This is a genomic window from Agromyces sp. NSFZ (genome assembly GCF_056156205.1).
Genome location: NZ_CM149585.1, coordinates 175,006 through 190,339, shown reverse-complemented (window position 1 = coordinate 190,339; position 15,334 = coordinate 175,006). Strand labels below are relative to the sequence as shown.

General features: G+C 71.2%; 16 protein-coding genes. 4 read left to right on the top strand and 12 right to left on the bottom strand.

Annotated features, from left to right (window positions below):
• Positions 1–14: 14 nt before the first annotated feature.
• From ACVFI9_RS00895 to ACVFI9_RS00885, 3 genes are all read right to left on the bottom strand, one after another.
• Positions 15–1,154, bottom strand: coding sequence for a bifunctional 2-methylcitrate synthase/citrate synthase (locus tag ACVFI9_RS00895; protein ID WP_474764168.1), 1,140 nt, complete (start codon positions 1,152–1,154; stop codon positions 15–17).
• A 180-nt stretch (positions 1,155–1,334) separates the two neighbouring features.
• Entirely contained in the window at positions 1,335–2,873 is a 1,539-nt protein-coding gene (locus tag ACVFI9_RS00890) for an MmgE/PrpD family protein (RefSeq protein WP_474764167.1), read from the bottom strand.
• Positions 2,874–2,987: 114 nt separating this feature from the next.
• The gene (locus tag ACVFI9_RS00885) at positions 2,988–4,133 is read right to left on the bottom strand and encodes an enoyl-CoA hydratase/isomerase family protein (RefSeq protein ID WP_474764166.1); all 1,146 of its coding nucleotides are present in this window, start codon (positions 4,131–4,133) and stop codon (positions 2,988–2,990) included.
• A gap of 58 nt (positions 4,134–4,191) precedes the next feature.
• Here ACVFI9_RS00885 and ACVFI9_RS00880 point away from each other — a divergent pair, with 58 nt between their 5' ends.
• Complete coding sequence (locus ACVFI9_RS00880; RefSeq protein WP_474764165.1) at positions 4,192–4,569, top strand: VOC family protein; 378 nt, start codon at positions 4,192–4,194, stop codon at positions 4,567–4,569.
• 48 nt (positions 4,570–4,617) lie between these two features.
• Here the strand turns inward: ACVFI9_RS00880 and ACVFI9_RS00875 are convergent, their stop codons facing one another.
• Both ACVFI9_RS00875 and ACVFI9_RS00870 read right to left on the bottom strand, forming a co-directional pair.
• Positions 4,618–5,298, bottom strand: coding sequence for a GNAT family N-acetyltransferase (locus ACVFI9_RS00875; protein WP_474764164.1), 681 nt, complete (start codon positions 5,296–5,298; stop codon positions 4,618–4,620).
• Entirely contained in the window at positions 5,295–5,810 is a 516-nt protein-coding gene (locus ACVFI9_RS00870; RefSeq protein WP_474764163.1) for a MarR family winged helix-turn-helix transcriptional regulator, read from the bottom strand. The genes ACVFI9_RS00875 and ACVFI9_RS00870 overlap by 4 nt, the downstream gene beginning before the upstream one ends.
• Before the next feature lie 70 nt (positions 5,811–5,880).
• Between ACVFI9_RS00870 and ACVFI9_RS00865 the strand changes: the two genes are divergently transcribed.
• On the top strand, positions 5,881–6,519 hold the full coding sequence (locus ACVFI9_RS00865; protein ID WP_474764162.1) for a LysE family translocator: 639 nt from the start codon (positions 5,881–5,883) through the stop codon (positions 6,517–6,519).
• A 20-nt stretch (positions 6,520–6,539) separates the two neighbouring features.
• Positions 6,540–6,770 (top strand): PLD nuclease N-terminal domain-containing protein, encoded by a 231-nt coding sequence (locus tag ACVFI9_RS00860; RefSeq protein ID WP_474764161.1) that lies wholly within the window; start codon positions 6,540–6,542, stop codon positions 6,768–6,770.
• A gap of 57 nt (positions 6,771–6,827) precedes the next feature.
• Here the strand turns inward: ACVFI9_RS00860 and ACVFI9_RS00855 are convergent, their stop codons facing one another.
• From ACVFI9_RS00855 to ACVFI9_RS00840, 4 genes are all read right to left on the bottom strand, one after another.
• Positions 6,828–7,364: a YbhB/YbcL family Raf kinase inhibitor-like protein gene (locus ACVFI9_RS00855; protein WP_474764160.1), complete on the bottom strand. Its 537-nt coding sequence runs from the start codon at positions 7,362–7,364 to the stop codon at positions 6,828–6,830.
• A 102-nt stretch (positions 7,365–7,466) separates the two neighbouring features.
• Positions 7,467–8,921 carry an aminobutyraldehyde dehydrogenase gene (locus tag ACVFI9_RS00850; protein WP_474764159.1) on the bottom strand — a complete coding sequence of 485 codons (1,455 nt, stop codon included), beginning with the start codon at positions 8,919–8,921 and terminating at the stop codon, positions 7,467–7,469.
• Positions 8,922–9,035: 114 nt separating this feature from the next.
• Complete coding sequence (locus tag ACVFI9_RS00845) at positions 9,036–10,460, bottom strand: NAD(P)/FAD-dependent oxidoreductase (RefSeq protein ID WP_474764158.1); 1,425 nt, start codon at positions 10,458–10,460, stop codon at positions 9,036–9,038.
• Positions 10,457–11,758 (bottom strand): glycosyltransferase, encoded by a 1,302-nt coding sequence (locus ACVFI9_RS00840; RefSeq protein ID WP_474764157.1) that lies wholly within the window; start codon positions 11,756–11,758, stop codon positions 10,457–10,459. The genes ACVFI9_RS00845 and ACVFI9_RS00840 overlap by 4 nt, the downstream gene beginning before the upstream one ends.
• A gap of 131 nt (positions 11,759–11,889) precedes the next feature.
• Here ACVFI9_RS00840 and ACVFI9_RS00835 point away from each other — a divergent pair, with 131 nt between their 5' ends.
• Complete coding sequence (locus tag ACVFI9_RS00835; RefSeq protein ID WP_474764156.1) at positions 11,890–12,501, top strand: TetR/AcrR family transcriptional regulator; 612 nt, start codon at positions 11,890–11,892, stop codon at positions 12,499–12,501.
• On the opposite strand, the gene ACVFI9_RS00830 is transcribed toward ACVFI9_RS00835, so the two are convergent.
• The 3 genes from ACVFI9_RS00830 to ACVFI9_RS00820 are packed head-to-tail and all read right to left on the bottom strand — an operon-like array spanning position 12,480 to position 15,332.
• Positions 12,480–13,589, bottom strand: a complete 1,110-nt coding sequence (locus tag ACVFI9_RS00830) for an ABC transporter ATP-binding protein (protein ID WP_474764155.1) — start codon at positions 13,587–13,589, stop codon at positions 12,480–12,482. The two genes, ACVFI9_RS00835 and ACVFI9_RS00830, sit on opposite strands and share 22 nt — an antisense overlap.
• Complete coding sequence (locus ACVFI9_RS00825) at positions 13,586–14,437, bottom strand: ABC transporter permease (RefSeq protein ID WP_474764154.1); 852 nt, start codon at positions 14,435–14,437, stop codon at positions 13,586–13,588. The genes ACVFI9_RS00830 and ACVFI9_RS00825 overlap by 4 nt, the downstream gene beginning before the upstream one ends.
• Entirely contained in the window at positions 14,430–15,332 is a 903-nt protein-coding gene (locus tag ACVFI9_RS00820; protein WP_474764153.1) for an ABC transporter permease, read from the bottom strand. The genes ACVFI9_RS00825 and ACVFI9_RS00820 overlap by 8 nt, the downstream gene beginning before the upstream one ends.
• Between the last annotated feature and the right edge of the window lie 2 nt (positions 15,333–15,334).

Here is a 15,334-nt window from a genome sequence, read left to right as displayed (position 1 = left end):
TCACCTCCGCACGATCATCCCCGCACGGGCACGTGCCGTTCGTCGGGGCCGTTGTAGACGGAGAGCGGGCGGATGAGCGCGTTGGCCGCGGTCTGCTCCATGATGTGCGCCGTCCAGCCGGTGACCCGGCTCGCGACGAAGAGCGGCGTGAACGTCTCGGTGTCGAAGCCCATGAGGTGGTAGGTGGGCCCCGCCGGGTAGTCGAGGTTGGGCTTGATGCCCTTGCGCCCGGCCATCGCCTCCTCGAGGGCGATGTACAGCCGCATGAGGTCGGGGCGGTCGTAGTGCTCGACCATGCGCTCGAGGGCGTCCCGCATCGTCGGCACGCGCGAGTCGCCGTTCTTGTACACACGGTGGCCGAAGCCCATGATCTTGCGCTTCTCGGCGAGCGCCGCGTCGAGCCATGCGGCCGCGTCATCCGCGGCGCCGATCTCGGCGAAGGCGTGCATGACGGCCTCGTTGGCGCCGCCGTGCAGCGGGCCCTTGAGCGCGCCGATGGCGCCGGTGACGGCGGAGTAGAGGTCGGCCAGCGTGCTCGTGATGACGCGAGCGGCGAAGGTCGAGGCGTTGAAGGAGTGCTCGGCGTACAGGATCATCGACACGTCGAACGCGTTCACCACCGCGAGTTCGGGCGCCTCGCCGAAGGCCTGCCAGAGGAAGTTTGCCGAGTAGCCGAGGTCGTCGCGCGGCTCGACGAACTCGAGGTCGTGACGGCGGCGCTGGTCGTAGCAGACGATCGACGGGAGCTTCGCGAACAGCCGGATCGCCTTGTCGAGGTTGGCCTCGGGCGAGGCGTCGCTCGTGGCCGGGTCGCTCGCGCCGATGACGCTCACGGCGGTGCGCACGACGTCCATGGGATGAGCGCTCAGCGGCAGCTCGTCGATGATCCGCTTGACGTCGTGGTCGAGCCCGCGATGTGCGCGCTCGCGCTCCTCGAACTCGGCGAGCTGCGTGTCGTCGGGCAGCTCGCCGTTCCAGAGCAGGTACGCGACCTCTTCGAAGGTGACGGATGCCGCGAGCTCCTGCACGGGGTACCCGCGGTACAGTAGGGAGTTCGTGTCGGGATTCACCTTCGAGATGGCCGTGTAGTCGACGGGGACGCCCGCCAGGCCCTTGTAGATGACCGGCGCTGCCGCCTGCTGCTGATCGCTCATCGTGCTCCTCGTGACCGGAGCGGCCGCCGCAGCGCGGCCGCTCCCCCAGCCTAGGGGCACCCGGCGTTCGCTCGCTGAGCCTGTCGAAGCGCGGGAGCGGCAGTTCCCTTCGACGAGCTCACGGACCGCCCTTCGACGAGCTCAGGGACCGCCCTTCGACGAGCTCAGGGAACGGACGGGTCAGAACAGGCCGGTCGGAATCTCCACGCCCACGAGCGCGCCGGGCGCCGCCGTGAAGGTGAGGCCGGCGATCTCGTCGGGGCCCAGCTCGGGCAGGCGCTGCGCCAGGTCGAGGAAGCGCTCGATCTCGGCGGGTTCGAGCATCTCGGCGGCGAGCGCGCGGAACTTCTGCACGTACTGCTCGCGACCGAACGGCCGAGCACCGAGCGGGTGCGCGTCGGCCACGGCGATCTCGTCGACGATCTCGCCGCCGTCGGCGAGCTTGATCACCACGCGGCCACCGAACGCCTTCTCGTTCACGTCGAGCGAGTGGTAACGCCGCGTCCACTCGGGATCCTCGACGGTCGACACCTTCCGCCAGAGCGCGACCGTGTCGTCGCGGTGCGCCCGCTCAGGCGAGTACGACGCCTCGTGATCCCACGCGCCGTCCTGCAAGGCGACCGTGAAGATGTACGGGATCGAATGGTCGAGCGTCTCGCGCGAGGCATCCGGATCGTACTTCTGCGGGTCGTTGGCCCCGGAGCCGATCACGTAGTGCGTGTGGTGCGAGGTGTGCAGCGTGATCGACTCGATGCGGTCGGGGTCGTCGAGGATGAGCGGATACTCCTCGTGGAGCTTGCGGGCCAGGTCGATCCACGCCTGAGCCTGGTACTCCGCCGAGTGCTCCTTCGTGTAGGAGTCGAGGATCGCGCGCTTGGCCTCGCCCGCTTCGGGCAGGGGCACGTCGTAGCTCGCGTCGGGCCCGCCGAGGAGCCACGCGATCACGCCGTCCTCGCCCTCGTAGATCGGCGTCGGGCTCGTCTCGCCGCGCATCGCCCGGTCGACCGCCTCGACGGCCATCTTCCCGGCGAAGGCGGGCGCATGCGCCTTCCAGCTCGAGATCTCGCCCTTGCGCGACTGGCGGGTCGCGGTGGTCGTGTGCAGCGCCTGGCCGATGGCCTGGAAGATCGTCTCCTGGTCGAGTCCGAGCAGCGTGCCGATGCCGGCGGCGGCCGACGGGCCGAGGTGGGCGACGTGGTCGATCTTGTGCTCGTGCAGCGAGATCGCCTTCACGAGGTCGATCTGGATCTCGTAGCCGGTCGCGATGCCGCGCACGATGTCGCGTCCGGTCAACCCGCGTCCGGCGGCCAGGTGCTGCGCCACCGCGACGATCGGCGGTATGTTGTCGCCCGGGTGCGAGTACTCCGCGGCGAGGAACGTGTCGTGGAAGTCGAGTTCGCGCACGGCGACCCCGTTGGCCCACGCGGCCCACTCGGGCGACGTGCGGCGCGCGGCATCCGCACCGAACACGGTCGCACCATCGCCGCCGATCGAGACCGGGTGCGAGAGCGCCTGGCTGCGTGCCGACACCACGGGCTTGCGCGCGAGCGCCGCCGCTGCGACCGCCGCGTTGTCGATGACGCGGTTCACGACCATGTCGACGACCTCGTCGTCGACCTCGACGGGATCGATCGCGGTGGCCGCGAGCTGCCAGGCGAGCTGGCCCTCTCGCGAGAGGTTCTCGTCACTCCGGTGCGTGCGCAGGTGGTGGGTCTTCACGTGCCAACGCTATCGAACGGCGGCGCGGATGCCTCGGGGGGCGCGTCGGGGTTGCGGAACGGGGTCCGGTGTGGTGCGGGTCCGCGGTTTCGAGACGCTCGCTGCGCTCGCTCCTCAACCCCCGGCGCGCGCGGGCCACACCGGGTCGTGCACCTGGGTGTCGATCACGCGCGCGGCGAGCCGGTCGTCGACGCCGTCGAGCGTCGGCGGGTTCCACTTCGGCGCCCGGTCCTTGTCGATCACCTGCGCGCGGATGCCCTCGATCAGGTCGTGCTGCTCGATGAACCACGACACGAGCCGGAACTCCTGCTCGAGGGCGTCCTCGAGCGTCGGCAGGGTGCGGGCACGGCGCACCGACTCGAGGGTGACGGTGAGGGCGGTCGGCGAGAGGGTGTCGAGCTCGTCCGCCGCGGCCGCCGCGTAGGCGCGGGCGGCCGGGTCGAGCGGATGCGACGGGAACGGGCTCGCCGAGCCGCCCTCCGTCGGCCCCGCTGCTCGCCCTTCGGCGAAGGCCCGCAAGCGCTGGATGATCTCGGCCACGGTGGGCGCGGAGTAGCAGGCGTCGACCCAGTCACGGGCCAGGGCGAGCGCCGACGGCCCGGGCGTCTCGTCGAAGAGCATCACGATCTCGGCGGGGGTGCCGGGGTCGGCTCGTTCGGCGAGCGCGTCGATGAGGTGCGGCAGGCGCGCGGAGGGCACGAACGCGTCGGCGAAGCCCGCGTGCATGGCGTCGGCGCCATCCATGGTGCGGGAGTTGAGCGCGAGGTGCACGCCGAGCTCGCCGGGCGCTTTCGCGAGCAGCCAGGAGCCGCCGACATCGGGCGTGAATCCGATGCGGGTCTCGGGCATGGCGACCCGTGAACGCTCGGTGACCACCCGGATCGCGGCATGACCGGCGAGCCCCACCCCGCCGCCCATGGTGATGCCGTCCATGATGGCGACGACCGGCTTGGGGTAGCGGGCGATCATGGCGTCGAGCCGGTACTCCGACCGGAAGAACTCGCGCGCCTCGGCCGCGTTGCCGTTCACGGCGTACCCGTAGAGCTCCCGGATGTCGCCGCCCGCCGAGAAACCGCGCTCGCCGGCGCCGTCGAGGACGACGACGCCCACTTCTGGATCGTTGCGCCACAGCTCGAGCACCGAGGTGAGTTCGCGGATCATCTCGTAGCTCAGCGCGTTGAGCGCTCTGGGGCGGTCGAGCGTGAGGTGGCCGAGCCCGTCGGCGACGGTCGCGGAGATCTGGTCGCTGAGGTGTGCCACGTGTGCCACCGTAGCGGCATCGCATCCGACGGCGTAGCCTCCCGTTCGAGGAGGGGCCATGATCGAATCCGCGTTTCCGATCCTCGAGGTCGACGACATGCCGGCGGCGCTGGCGTTCTACCGCGACGCCCTCGGCGGCGCCGTCGCGTATCGGTTCCCGCTCGAGGGCGATCCCGACTATGTCTCACTGGCGGTCGGCACGTCATCGCTCGGCCTCGGACTCACCGAGGCGCCGCGGCCGCCCGGCAACGTGCTGCTCTGGTTCTACGTCGACGACGTCGATCGGGTCACGGCGGCTCTCGCCGACGCCGGCGCGACCGTGGAGGAGGAGCCGCTCGACCAGCCGTGGGGCGAGCGGACCTCCCTCCTCACCGATCCCTTCGGTACGCGCATCCGCCTGGGCGCCGCGATCTCGCCGCCACCCGACGAGGAGTAAGCGCGACCGCACGGCCGCGCGGCACGGTCGCCGTCGCCGTCGCCGACCTCACGCCGGATCGAGCACCAGGATCCCGACCGGCGTGCGGAGCACGAAGCCGAGTCGCTCGTACAGGGCGATCGCGCCCCGGTTGCCCGCATAGGCGTGCAGGAATGGCGTCTCGCCGCGAGCCAGGATACGGTCGGCCACAGCGGCCGAGAGCATGGCGGCGTAGCCGCGGCCCCGATACCCGGGGTCGGTGCAGACCCCGCTGACCTCGGCGTAGCCCTCCGGCCTCATGCGCTCACCCGCCATGGCCACGAGGCGACCGTCGACGCGGATGCCGACGAACCCGCCGAGCTCCGGCGTGCGCGCCTCGAACGGTCCGGGCTCGGTCCGCTTCGCGAGCGCGACCATCTCGGCGGCGTCGTGCGGCCCGAGCGGCAGGATCTCTGCGGTCGTCGGCACGGCGGGGAGCCGGTCGAGCACGAGCTGCACGCCGGGGCCGGTCAGCCGCACGGTCGTGCCGGGCGCCACGGGGATCTCGCCGCGCTGCAGGAGCAGCACGCGTCCGGTGTCGGCGACGAGTTCGCCGAGTCGAGCGAGGTGCTCGGGGTCGTCGGCGGCGACGGCGGCGAGCGGGCCGATGCCGGGGTCGAATCGCCGGGCCCGGTCGTCGCCGACCGAGAACTCGGCCTGCCTGCTGGTGAGCGCGCTCCAGGCGGGGCGGTCGAGCGGATGCCTCGTCATCGGGTCTCCTCCTCGGCGGCCCTCGCCGCGCGGAGGCGGCCGGCCCGCCCGTCGATGGGGTCGCGGTCGAGGCGGGCCTCCAGTTCGGCGAGCTGGTCGAGGAGCGAACCGTCGAGTCCGTCGCAGGCCTCGACGACGGCGGCCTCGACGTGGGGCCACACGTCGGCGCGCGCCCGCGCCACGAGTTCCTCGCCCGCGGCCGTCAACTGCACGGTGCGCCGACGGCGATCCGACGACCCGTGGGCGACGACCTCGACGAGTCCCAGCTCGGCGAGTCTCCCGACGGTGCGGGTGACGCCCGGCTGGCTCACGCCCACCGCCTGGGCCAGCTGCCCGACCGTGAGGCCGCCGGTGCGTTCGAGGGCCGCGAGCAGCGGAAACCAGCTCGCGGGCAGTGCCACGCCCCTGGCCTCGATGAATCTCGTCGTCTCGGCCTGCATGCGCTCGCCCAGGCGCTTGAGCCGCGTGCCGAGCGTCAGATGACCCAACCGCCCCACGATGTCCTCGACCACGTCCGCCTCCTCGATAACAGGTTATATAACTTGTGATAGAAGTGCAAGGTCGCCGGAGTAGCATGCTCACGTGGTCCCCCTCGAGAACCTCTGGGCATTCATGCTCGCGTCGGTCGTGCTCATCGTCATCCCCGGCCCGAGCGTGCTCTTCGTGATCGGCCGTTCCCTCGCGCTCGGGCGCCTCGGCGGCCTGCTCAGCGTGCTCGGCAACGCCGTCGGCATGGTGCCGCTCGTCGCCGCCGTCGCCCTCGGCGTCGGCGCGCTCGTCGCGCAGTCCGTGATCGTCTTCACCGTCATCAAGATCGCCGGCGCGCTCTACCTCGTGTACCTCGGCATCCAGGCGATCCGCCACCGGGCGGATGCCGCAGCCGCCGTGAACGGCGAGGTGCTGCCTCGCTCGCACTGGCGCCAGCTCGGCGAGGGCTTCATCGTCGGCGTCACGAACCCCAAGACCATCGCATTCTTCGTCGCCGTGCTGCCGCAGTTCGTCGACTTCACGGCCGGCGCCATCCCGCTGCAGCTGTTCGAGCTCGGCCTCGTGTTCATCATCCTCGCCCTCATCTGCGACTCCGTCTGGGCGATTGCGGCGAGCGCCGCACGTGACTGGTTCGCCCGTTCGCCGCGACGTGCGGCGCACCTCGCCGCGACCGGCGGGGTCATGATGATCGGCCTCGGCGGCGTCCTCGCGCTGTCGGGGAACAAGCACTGACCCGAAGGGACGTGTTCGCCATGGAGAACCGACGGTGGGACGAGCTCAGCGCACCTGAGCAGACGGGGCTGGTGATTGCGGCATCCGTGCAGCTCGCGCTCGCGGCGACCGCGTGGGCCGACCTCGCGAAGCGGCCGCCCGAACTCGTGCGGGGGCCGAAACTCGCCTGGGCGGCGATCATCGCCGTGAACTTCGTCGGCCCCATCGCCTACTTCGCGCTCGGCCGACGCCCGCGCCCGGTCATCGGCTGACGACGCGGCGGCAGCTCGACGCGGCGTGCCGTCGCGGCTCGCGGTCTCGGCTCGCGGTCAGTCGCGTGTCGCCGTGCCCACGAGGATGCCGCGCCCGAGGGCGTGGAAGAAGCAGCGGGTGCCGAGGCTCGCGGGCGAGGCATCCGGATCGAGGTCGAAGCTCGGCACGTCGAGCGCGTGCACGACGAACATGTACCGGTGCACGCCCGTGCCGCGCGGCGGTCCGACGCCGCTGTAGGCCTTCTCGCCGTCCTCGTTGCGCAGCATGAGCGCGCCCTGCGGCAGCCTCTCGCCGCCCGCAGCGCCGGCGTCCTCGTCGAGACTCGTGACCGGGGCCGGGATGTTCGCCACCACCCAATGCCACCACCCCGAGGCCGAAGGCGCATCGGGGTCGAGGCAGGTGACGACGAAGCTGCGGGTGCCCGGCGGGAATCCCGACCATGCGAGCTGCGGTGAACGATCCGCGCCGCCGGCGAACGCGGCCCACTGCCCGCGAGCGAGCGGCCCACCCTGCTCGAAGTCGGCGCTCGTCACCTCGAATCGCGCCACGGGTCGCGCTCGCTGCAGGGCGTCGTAGGGGTCGTAGTCGAGCATGGGCGTCCTCCCTCCCCAGGATCGCGCATCGGTCGTTGCCAGCCTATGCGGATGCCGCGGCGACGTGTGGGAGCGAAGCGGGCGCTGCGCGCATGCGGGGAGTCAGGCCGGACGGAACCCGGTCGTCTCGGGCGGAGCGGCGTGCCGGATCATGAGGTGTCGCGTGACCGAGTAGTCGAGCAGGGGCTCGATCGACATGTCCTTGCCGAAGCCCGAACCCTTGACGCCACCGTGCGGCGCCTCCGACGCGATCGGCAGGTGGTCGTTCACCCACGTCACGCCGACGTCGAGCGACTGGCTCACGCGCAGCGCGCGCGCGACATCCGAGGTCCACACCGACGAGGCGAGTCCGTAGGCGCTGTCGTTGGCGAGCGCGATGCCGTCGGCCTCGCCGTCGAACGGGAGCGCCACGAGCACCGGGCCGAACACCTCGCCCTGCACGATCTCCGACGACTGCGACGCGCCGACGAGCAGTGTGGGCGCGTAGTAGGAGCCGAGCCGGTCGATGGCGTGGCCGCCCAAGAGCGCCTCGGCGCCCTCGGCGACGGCACGCGATACGAAGCCCTCGACGCGGTCGCGGTGCGATCGCGAGATGAGCGGCCCGATGTGGGTCTCGGGGTCCATCGGATCGCCGGCGACCACCTCGGCGAGCGACGCCCGGAGTGCCGCCACGCCGTCGTCGTAGACCGATCGCTCGAGGTAGACGCGGGTGGCCGCCGTGCAGTCCTGGCCCGTGTTGTAGGTGGCGCCGAGGGCGACCGCGTGCGCCATCGCGCCGAGGTCGGCGTCCCGGAAGACGAGCACAGGCGCCTTTCCGCCGAGTTCGAGGTGCACGCGCTTCACGCGGTCCACGGCCCCGCGCATGACCGCCTTGCCGGTCTCGGTCGACCCGGTCACGCTCACCATGTCGACCTCGCGGTGGGTGACCAGGGCCTGGCCGACCTCGGCGTCGCCCGTGACGACGTTGAAGAGCCCGGCCGGCAGGCCCGCCTCGACGGCGAGCTCGGCCAGGCGGAGCGTCGTGCGCGGTGTGGCGGGCGCCGGCTTCACGATGACCGCGTTGCCCGCGGCGAGCGCGGGCCCGGCCTTCCAGATCGCCATGATGAGCGGGAAGTTCCACGGCGTGATGCCCGCGACCACGCCGACGGGGCGGCGCGTGAGGATCGAGGTGTACCCGTTCGAGAACGAGCCGGCTCCGGTGCCGTCGAGCGACCGCGCGGCGCTCGCGAAGAAGCGCAGGTTGTCGACGGCGAACGGCAGCTCGCCGTCGAACGCCGTCGTCCATGGCTTGCCCGAGTCCTCGACCTCGAGCCTGGCGAGGTGCTCGCCGTCGGCCTCGATGGCGTCGGCGAGGCGGAGCAGCGCGAGCGAGCGCTCGCCCGGGGTGTTCGCCGCCCAGTCGGGCTGCGCGGCGCGCGCCGCGGCGGCCGCCTCGTCGACGTCGGCGACGCCCGATGAGGTGAATGCGGCGACCTCCTCCTCGGTCGCCGGATTCCTGATCACGGTGTCGCCGCCGGTGCCGGGGTGATATTCGCCGATGAACGTGCCGGTGGTCATGTGGGGGTCCTTTCCTCGCGTGCGCCGAGCTCGCGGTGCCATGAGCCTGTCGAAGGGTCGGAGCGAATTCCTTGGGGTGCTGCTCGCTTCGACAGGCTCAGCGAGCGGTGTGCCTCATGAGTTGAAGCCGAGTCCGAAGCGGTCGAGGGTGCGCAGCCACAGGTTGCGACGCCCCTCGTGGGCGTCGGCGGCGAGGATCGATCGCCTGGTGAACTGCACGATGGGATTGCGGAACGGCTCGGGCGGAATGGGGAACGGACGGCGCCGCACGATGTCGTAGCGGAGCCGCGACGTGGGTTCGCCCGAGAGCAGGTCGAGCGCGACATCCGCCGAGAACCTCGACGCGCCGACGCCCAGGCCGGTGTGCCCGACCGCGTACGCCACGCGTCCACCGAGCGCGGTGCCGTACGCCGCCGTGAACCGGGTCGTCGAGTCGATGGGGCCGGCCCAGCGGTGCGTGAACCTGAGCCCCGCCAGCTGCGGGAACGTCTCGAAGAAGTGCCGGGCGAGGAGCTGATGCGAGCTGTCGCGCTGCTCGAGGCTCGCGTCGACCCGGCCGCCGAAGTAGTACACGGCGTCCCAGCCGCCGAACAGGATGCGCCCGTCGGCCGTGGGCCGGTAGTAATGGAACTGGTTGCCCGCGTCGGTGAGCCCCTGCCCCTCGGCCCAGCCGATCGCGGCCCGCTGCGCGGGACTCAGCGGCTCGGTCATGAGCACGTGATCGTAGAGCGGCATGAGGTAGTTGCCGAGTCGCTTCAGCGGCGCCGGGTAGGCGGCCGTCGCGATCACGGCGTCGCGCGCGTCGACGTGGCCGTGCGCCGTCGCGACGCGCACGCCGCCCGCGTGCCGCGCCAGTCCGGTGGCGGCGGATGCCTCGAACATGCGCACGCCGCGGCGCTCGAGCTCGGCGGCCATGCCCCAGGCGAGCCGCGCCGGGTCGACGAGCACCGTGCCCGTGCGATCGCGGAGCCCGCCCAGGTACGTCGGCGAGTGCACGTCGGCCTGCACCTCCTCGCGGGACTGCAGCTCGAGGGCGACGCCGTGCCGCTCCCCCAGGCGCTGTGCGTCGCGCAGGCCGGCGAGCTGCCACTCCTCGACGGCGATCGTGGTCTTGCCCGACCGGCGCAGGTCGCAGTCGATGCCGGCCGCCCCGATCGTCGCCACGAGCTCGGCGAGGTTGCGCTCGCCCTCCTCGTGCAGCGCGCCGACCTGGTCGGGCCACACGTGCGTGCCGTGCGTGAGCCCGTGCGTGAGCGACGACGCGACGAAGCCGCCGTTGCGGCCGGTGGCGCCGAAGGCCACGCGCTCGGCCTCGAGCACGACGACCGACCGCTCGGGGTCGCGCTCGAGGGCGCGCCACGCGGTCCAGAGCCCGGTGAAGCCCGCGCCGATCACGACGAGGTCGGCGTCAACCGGCCCCTCGACACGAGGCCGCCGGTCGGGGGCGTCGGCACGGTCCATCCAGTAGGGAACGGATGCCGCGTCGTCGAGCGCGTGCACCGCGGCATCCGTGCCCGCCGTGGAGGAGCCCGCGCTCACACGCGCTCCCGTGCGCCCACGCGCTCGATGAGGTCGGCGGCGGCCGTGACTCCGCCACGCGAGCGGATGTCGGCGCCGACGACGGCGAAGCGCTCGCGGAGGGCGGTGTCGCCGAGCAGCGTGTGCACGGCTTCCTGCAGTTCCTCCGTGGTGAACCCGTAGGTGTCGAGCCGGATGCCGAAGCCGCGCTCGTGCACGCGCTGCGCGTTGTCGTACTGGTCCCAGAAGAGGGGCAGCAGGATCATCGGCTTGCCGAAGTGCAACGCCTCGGTCGTGGTGTTGTTGCCGCCGTGGGTGATCACGAGGTCGACGAGGGGCAGGATCTTCGTCTGCGGCAGGAACTCGGCACCCCACATGTTGTCGGCGAGCTCGATCTCGTCGTGCAACGGACCCTTCGAGACGATGACGTTGATCGGCAGCTCGGCGAGCACGGCGATGACCCGGCGCATCAGTTCGACGTCGGCGGAGCCGAGGGAGCCCAGGCTGAAGTACACGAGCGGACGGCTGCCGTCGGTGAACGAGGCGGGCAGGTCGGCGGGGGCCTGCTCGGTCTCACGCACCGAGGAGTCGAGGCGGTGCCAGTTCGCGCCGAGCGGGCGGCGGTCGGTGTAGTCGAGCACCTCGGGGTAGACGTAGAGGTTCTCGTCGCCCTCGTGGATGAACTCGAGCTCGGGCAGCGGCGGAGCACCCTGTTGCTGCACCCACTCGTCGAACGACTCCCAGAGGCTCCGGTGCGTGCGGTCGTACTCGGCGCGGAACGCCGCCCAGCCTTCGCGGTCGTCCTCGCCGAGCCCGGAGAACACGGGAGCGATGTCGTCGCCCGGCACCTCGAGGGGGTTGCAGGAGACGATGCGCACGAACGGCACGCCGGCTGTCACGAGGGCGGGGAACGCGAGCACGTTGTCCTCGATGACGACGTCGGGCTGCACGCGCGCGATGATCTGCTTCAACTGCGGCTCGCAGTACTTCGCCCCGTCGATGAGCGCCTCCCAGATGGGCTTCGTCACCGTCTCGAGCTGCTCCGCGGTGGACTTCCGGAACTCCGGCGAGACCTCCTTGATGTAGTCCTTCCAGAACTGGCCGGCGTCCTGCTCGACGTCCCCCTCGGGGGCGGGCGCGAGGTCGACGAGGTCCTCCTCGAATCCGAGCGCGGCGAGCTTGCCCTCCCACGATCGCTCGGCTGCGAACACAATCCGGTGGCCGCGCTTGAGGAGCTCGTTGCCGATTCCGATGCAGTTGTTCGTGGGGCCGTAGGCGCTCTCTGGCATGAAGAGGAAAGTGCGACGCTCACCGGTCATGACGACTCCGTTCGTGGATTTCTTGAATGCTGATGGAATGAATGCGGGATGTCAATAGCTCTGCGAAGTGGCGACAGTTCGGCCTAATATTGACCGACGGTGCAGACAATCCGTCTGCTGGGAGGAGCGGCATGGCCAGGCCGAAGCGACAAGAGGAGCGTCGCAGCCAGCTGGTCGCGGCCGCGCAGCGGGCGATCGCGGCGCACGGACCCGACGGTGCGCGGCTGAACCGGGTGGCCGAGGAGGCCGGCCTCACCTCGGGTGCGGTGCTCTACTACTACCCCGACATCGACGAGCTCATGTTCGAGGCGAACCGCGCCGGCATGGAGCGCTTCTACGAGGGCCGGGTGCGCATGCTCGAGCAGCTGCCCGACGATCCGGTGACCCGCCTGCTCGCCCTCGCGAAGTCGGGCCTTCCGAGCGGCCCCGACGACACCGAGGTGCGCCTGCTGTGCGAGCTCGGCGGTTCGGCGGGCCGCAACCCGCTGATGGCGTCGCTGCTCACCACCCTCTACGACCGTCAGGTCGGCATGTACCAGGTCGTGCTCGAGCAGGGCGCCGCCCGCGGCATCTTCACGCTCACGCAACCGTCGATCGTGATCGCGCGCAACCTCGTCGCCCTCGAGGACGCATACGGGTACCGCATCATCGCCAAGCACCCGACCATCGGCCACGACGCGGCCTTCGAGCTCATCGTGGCCTTCGCCCGGCTCGCCACGGGTCACGCGCTGACCCCCTCCTGAGCCGTCTCCTCGGCCGCCTCCGGGGCGACGGATACCGCGGGCGCGTCGTTCGCGACGACCGCCGCCCGCCCGAACCGCACGCCGACCGCGTCGCCGCGGGTGAGCCGGCTCGCGCCGTGCACGCTCACGAGGATCGGTGCGGCGACTCCGGGCACCTCGACCGAGATCGTGGAGGCGCCGCCCATGAAGTAGGTGTCGACGACCGTGCCGCGCAGGCGCGCCGTCGCGGCATCCGGTGCCAGCTCGACGTCCTCGGGCCGCACCACCGCCGTGACCCGGCTCCCCACGGCGAAGCCGTGCGCCGCCGCCACCTCGCCCATGCCCGGCACGTCGACGCCCGCCGTCGTGGCCGTTCCGTCGAGCAGGTTCGCCGACCCGATGAACGAGGCCACGAACCGGGTCGCCGGGTTCGCGTAGAGTTCCTGCGGCGTCGCGAGCTGCTCGAGGTGTCCCTCGCGCAGCACCGCGATGCGGTCGGCCATGGACATGGCCTCCTCCTGATCGTGCGTGACGACCACGAACGTGAGCCCCACCTCGTGCTGCAGCCGCTTCAGCTCGAGCTGCATCGACGCCCGCACCTGCCGGTCGAGCGCCGAGAGCGGCTCGTCGAGCAGGAGCAGCCGCGGCCGCTTCACGATCGCGCGCGCGAGCGCGACGCGCTGGCGCTGGCCGCCCGAGAGCTGGGCCGGCCGACGCGTGCCGAGGTGCGCGAGGCCGACGACGTCCATGACCTCGGCGACCCGACGACGCACCTCCGCCCGAGGCAGCCCCTCGGCCTCGAGTCCGTAGCCGATGTTGCGCTCGACGCTGAGATGCGGGAAGAGGGCGTAGCTCTGGAACATCATGTTCACCGGTCGCCGGTGCGGCGGCATGGCCAGCAGGTCTCGTCCGTCGACCTCGATGCGGCCCGACTCGGGCGTCTCGAACCCCGCGATCGAGCGCAGCAGGGTGGTCTTGCCGCAGCCCGACGGACCGAGGAGTGCGAAGAACTCGTTGTCGGCGATGTCGAGCGAGATGCCGTGCAGGGCGACGGTGTCGCCGTAGACGGCGCGGACGCCGTCGACGCGGAGGAGGGGTGCGGTGCTCACTTCGGGGTTCCTGTCAGTCGGGTCAGTCGCTGCGCCGCGATCACCGTCACGATGCTCACGAGCAGGAGGAGGCTGGCGAGGGCGTTCACCTCGGGGGTCACACCGAAGCGCACCATCGAGTAGATGACGATCGGCAGGGTCGGCTGGGTCGGCGCGGTCGTGAAGAACGCGATCACGAACTCGTCGATCGAGAGCGTGAACGCCAGCAGCGCTCCCGCGACGATGCCAGGTGCGAGCTGCGGCAGCGTGACCCGCACGAAAGTGCGTACCGGCCCCGCGCCGAGGTCCCGCGACGCCTCCTCGAGGCTCGGGTCGAGGTTCGCCATGCGCGCGAGCACGATGGCCGTGACGAAGGCCGTGGCGAAGACCGCGTGCGCGAGGATCACGGAGTGCAGGCCGAGCGTCACCGTCAGCAGCGAGAAGAAGGTGAGCAGGCCGATGCCGAGCAGCAGGTCGGGCAGGATCGCCGGGGCGATCGCGAAGGCCCGCACGAGCCCGCCGCGCGTGTAGTGCTGGATGCCATAGGCGAGGAGGGTGCCCAGCACCGTGGCGACGGCGGTGGCGCCGGTCGCGACGATGAGCGTGTTCACGAGCCCCTGCATGATCTGCTCGTCGGCGAACAGCTCGGGGTACCACCGGAGCGAGAACCCCCGCCACACGAAGAGGTTCTCGGAGTCGTTGAAGCTCATCACGACGACGATGAGGATCGGCAGGTAGAGGAACACGTACCCGAGCCACAGCGGCACGAGGATGCCCCGGGGCTTGCGCACCGCACGGGGACGCGCGTCGGGGTCGAGCTCCCGCATCGCGGTGGTCGTGGGTGCCGCTCGGGCGGTCGGATCAGCCACGGCGCGGTCCCTCCGTGAGGCGGCGCGACACCGCGGACTGCGCGAGGATCACGAGCACGAGCAGGATGGTGAGGAGCAGCGCGAGGGTGGCGCCGAACGGCCAGTCGCGCGCCTCGAAGAACTGGTCGCGCACGAGGTTGCCGACCATGATCGTCTTGCCGCCCCCGATGAGCTCGGGGATCACGAAGTTCGACATCGCCGGCACGAAGACGAAGATGCATCCCGTGAGCGCGCCGGGGAGGGAGAGCGGCAGGGTCACGGTCCGGAACGCGCGCCACGGGGTGGCACCGAGGTTCGTCGCCGCCTCGCGCAGCGACGGGTCGAGCTGCTGGAGCGATGCGTAGAGCGGCAGCACCATGAGCGGCAGGTACATGTAGAGCAGTCCCACGACGATGGCCTGCGGCGTGTACAGCATGCTGATCGGCTCGTCGGTGATGCCGAGTCCCTGCAGCCACTGGTTGACCCAGCCGGCGTTGTTGAGCAGCAGGATCCAGGCGTAGGTGCGGATGAGGAAGTTCGTCCAGAACGGCAGCACGATCGCGACCAGCGCGACCGTGCGCCACTTCGGAGAGAGCCCGGCGATCGCGTAGGCCATCGGGTAGCCGATGACGAGGGCGAGCACGGTGACGATGAGCGCGAGGCCGATCGACTGCAGGATCACCCCGACGTAGAGGGGCTCGAACAGCTTCACCCAGTTGTCGAGCGTGAACTCGAACACGATGCCGCCGAAGCGGCCCCGCTTGAAGAAGGTGTAGAACGCGAGCAGGCCCACCGGGATCGCCATGAAGACGATGAGGAAGAGCATGCCCGGCGCGAGGAAGGGCAGCGGGGCGATCCCCCGCCGCACGCGCGTGGAGCGTGCGGCGGGGGATTCCCGATGGAGCGTCGACGTCACGG

Coding starts and splice junctions, on each gene's coding strand:
- ACVFI9_RS00895 (WP_474764168.1), bottom strand. CDS start 1,154: ATGAGCGATCAGCAGCAGGCGGCAGCGCCGGTCATCTACAAGGGCCTG.
- ACVFI9_RS00880 (WP_474764165.1), top strand. CDS start 4,192: ATGATCGAATCCGCGTTTCCGATCCTCGAGGTCGACGACATGCCGGCG.
- ACVFI9_RS00875 (WP_474764164.1), bottom strand. CDS start 5,298: ATGACGAGGCATCCGCTCGACCGCCCCGCCTGGAGCGCGCTCACCAGC.
- ACVFI9_RS00860 (WP_474764161.1), top strand. CDS start 6,540: ATGGAGAACCGACGGTGGGACGAGCTCAGCGCACCTGAGCAGACGGGG.
- ACVFI9_RS00855 (WP_474764160.1), bottom strand. CDS start 7,364: ATGCTCGACTACGACCCCTACGACGCCCTGCAGCGAGCGCGACCCGTG.
- ACVFI9_RS00850 (WP_474764159.1), bottom strand. CDS start 8,921: ATGACCACCGGCACGTTCATCGGCGAATATCACCCCGGCACCGGCGGC.
- ACVFI9_RS00840 (WP_474764157.1), bottom strand. CDS start 11,758: ATGACCGGTGAGCGTCGCACTTTCCTCTTCATGCCAGAGAGCGCCTAC.
- ACVFI9_RS00835 (WP_474764156.1), top strand. CDS start 11,890: ATGGCCAGGCCGAAGCGACAAGAGGAGCGTCGCAGCCAGCTGGTCGCG.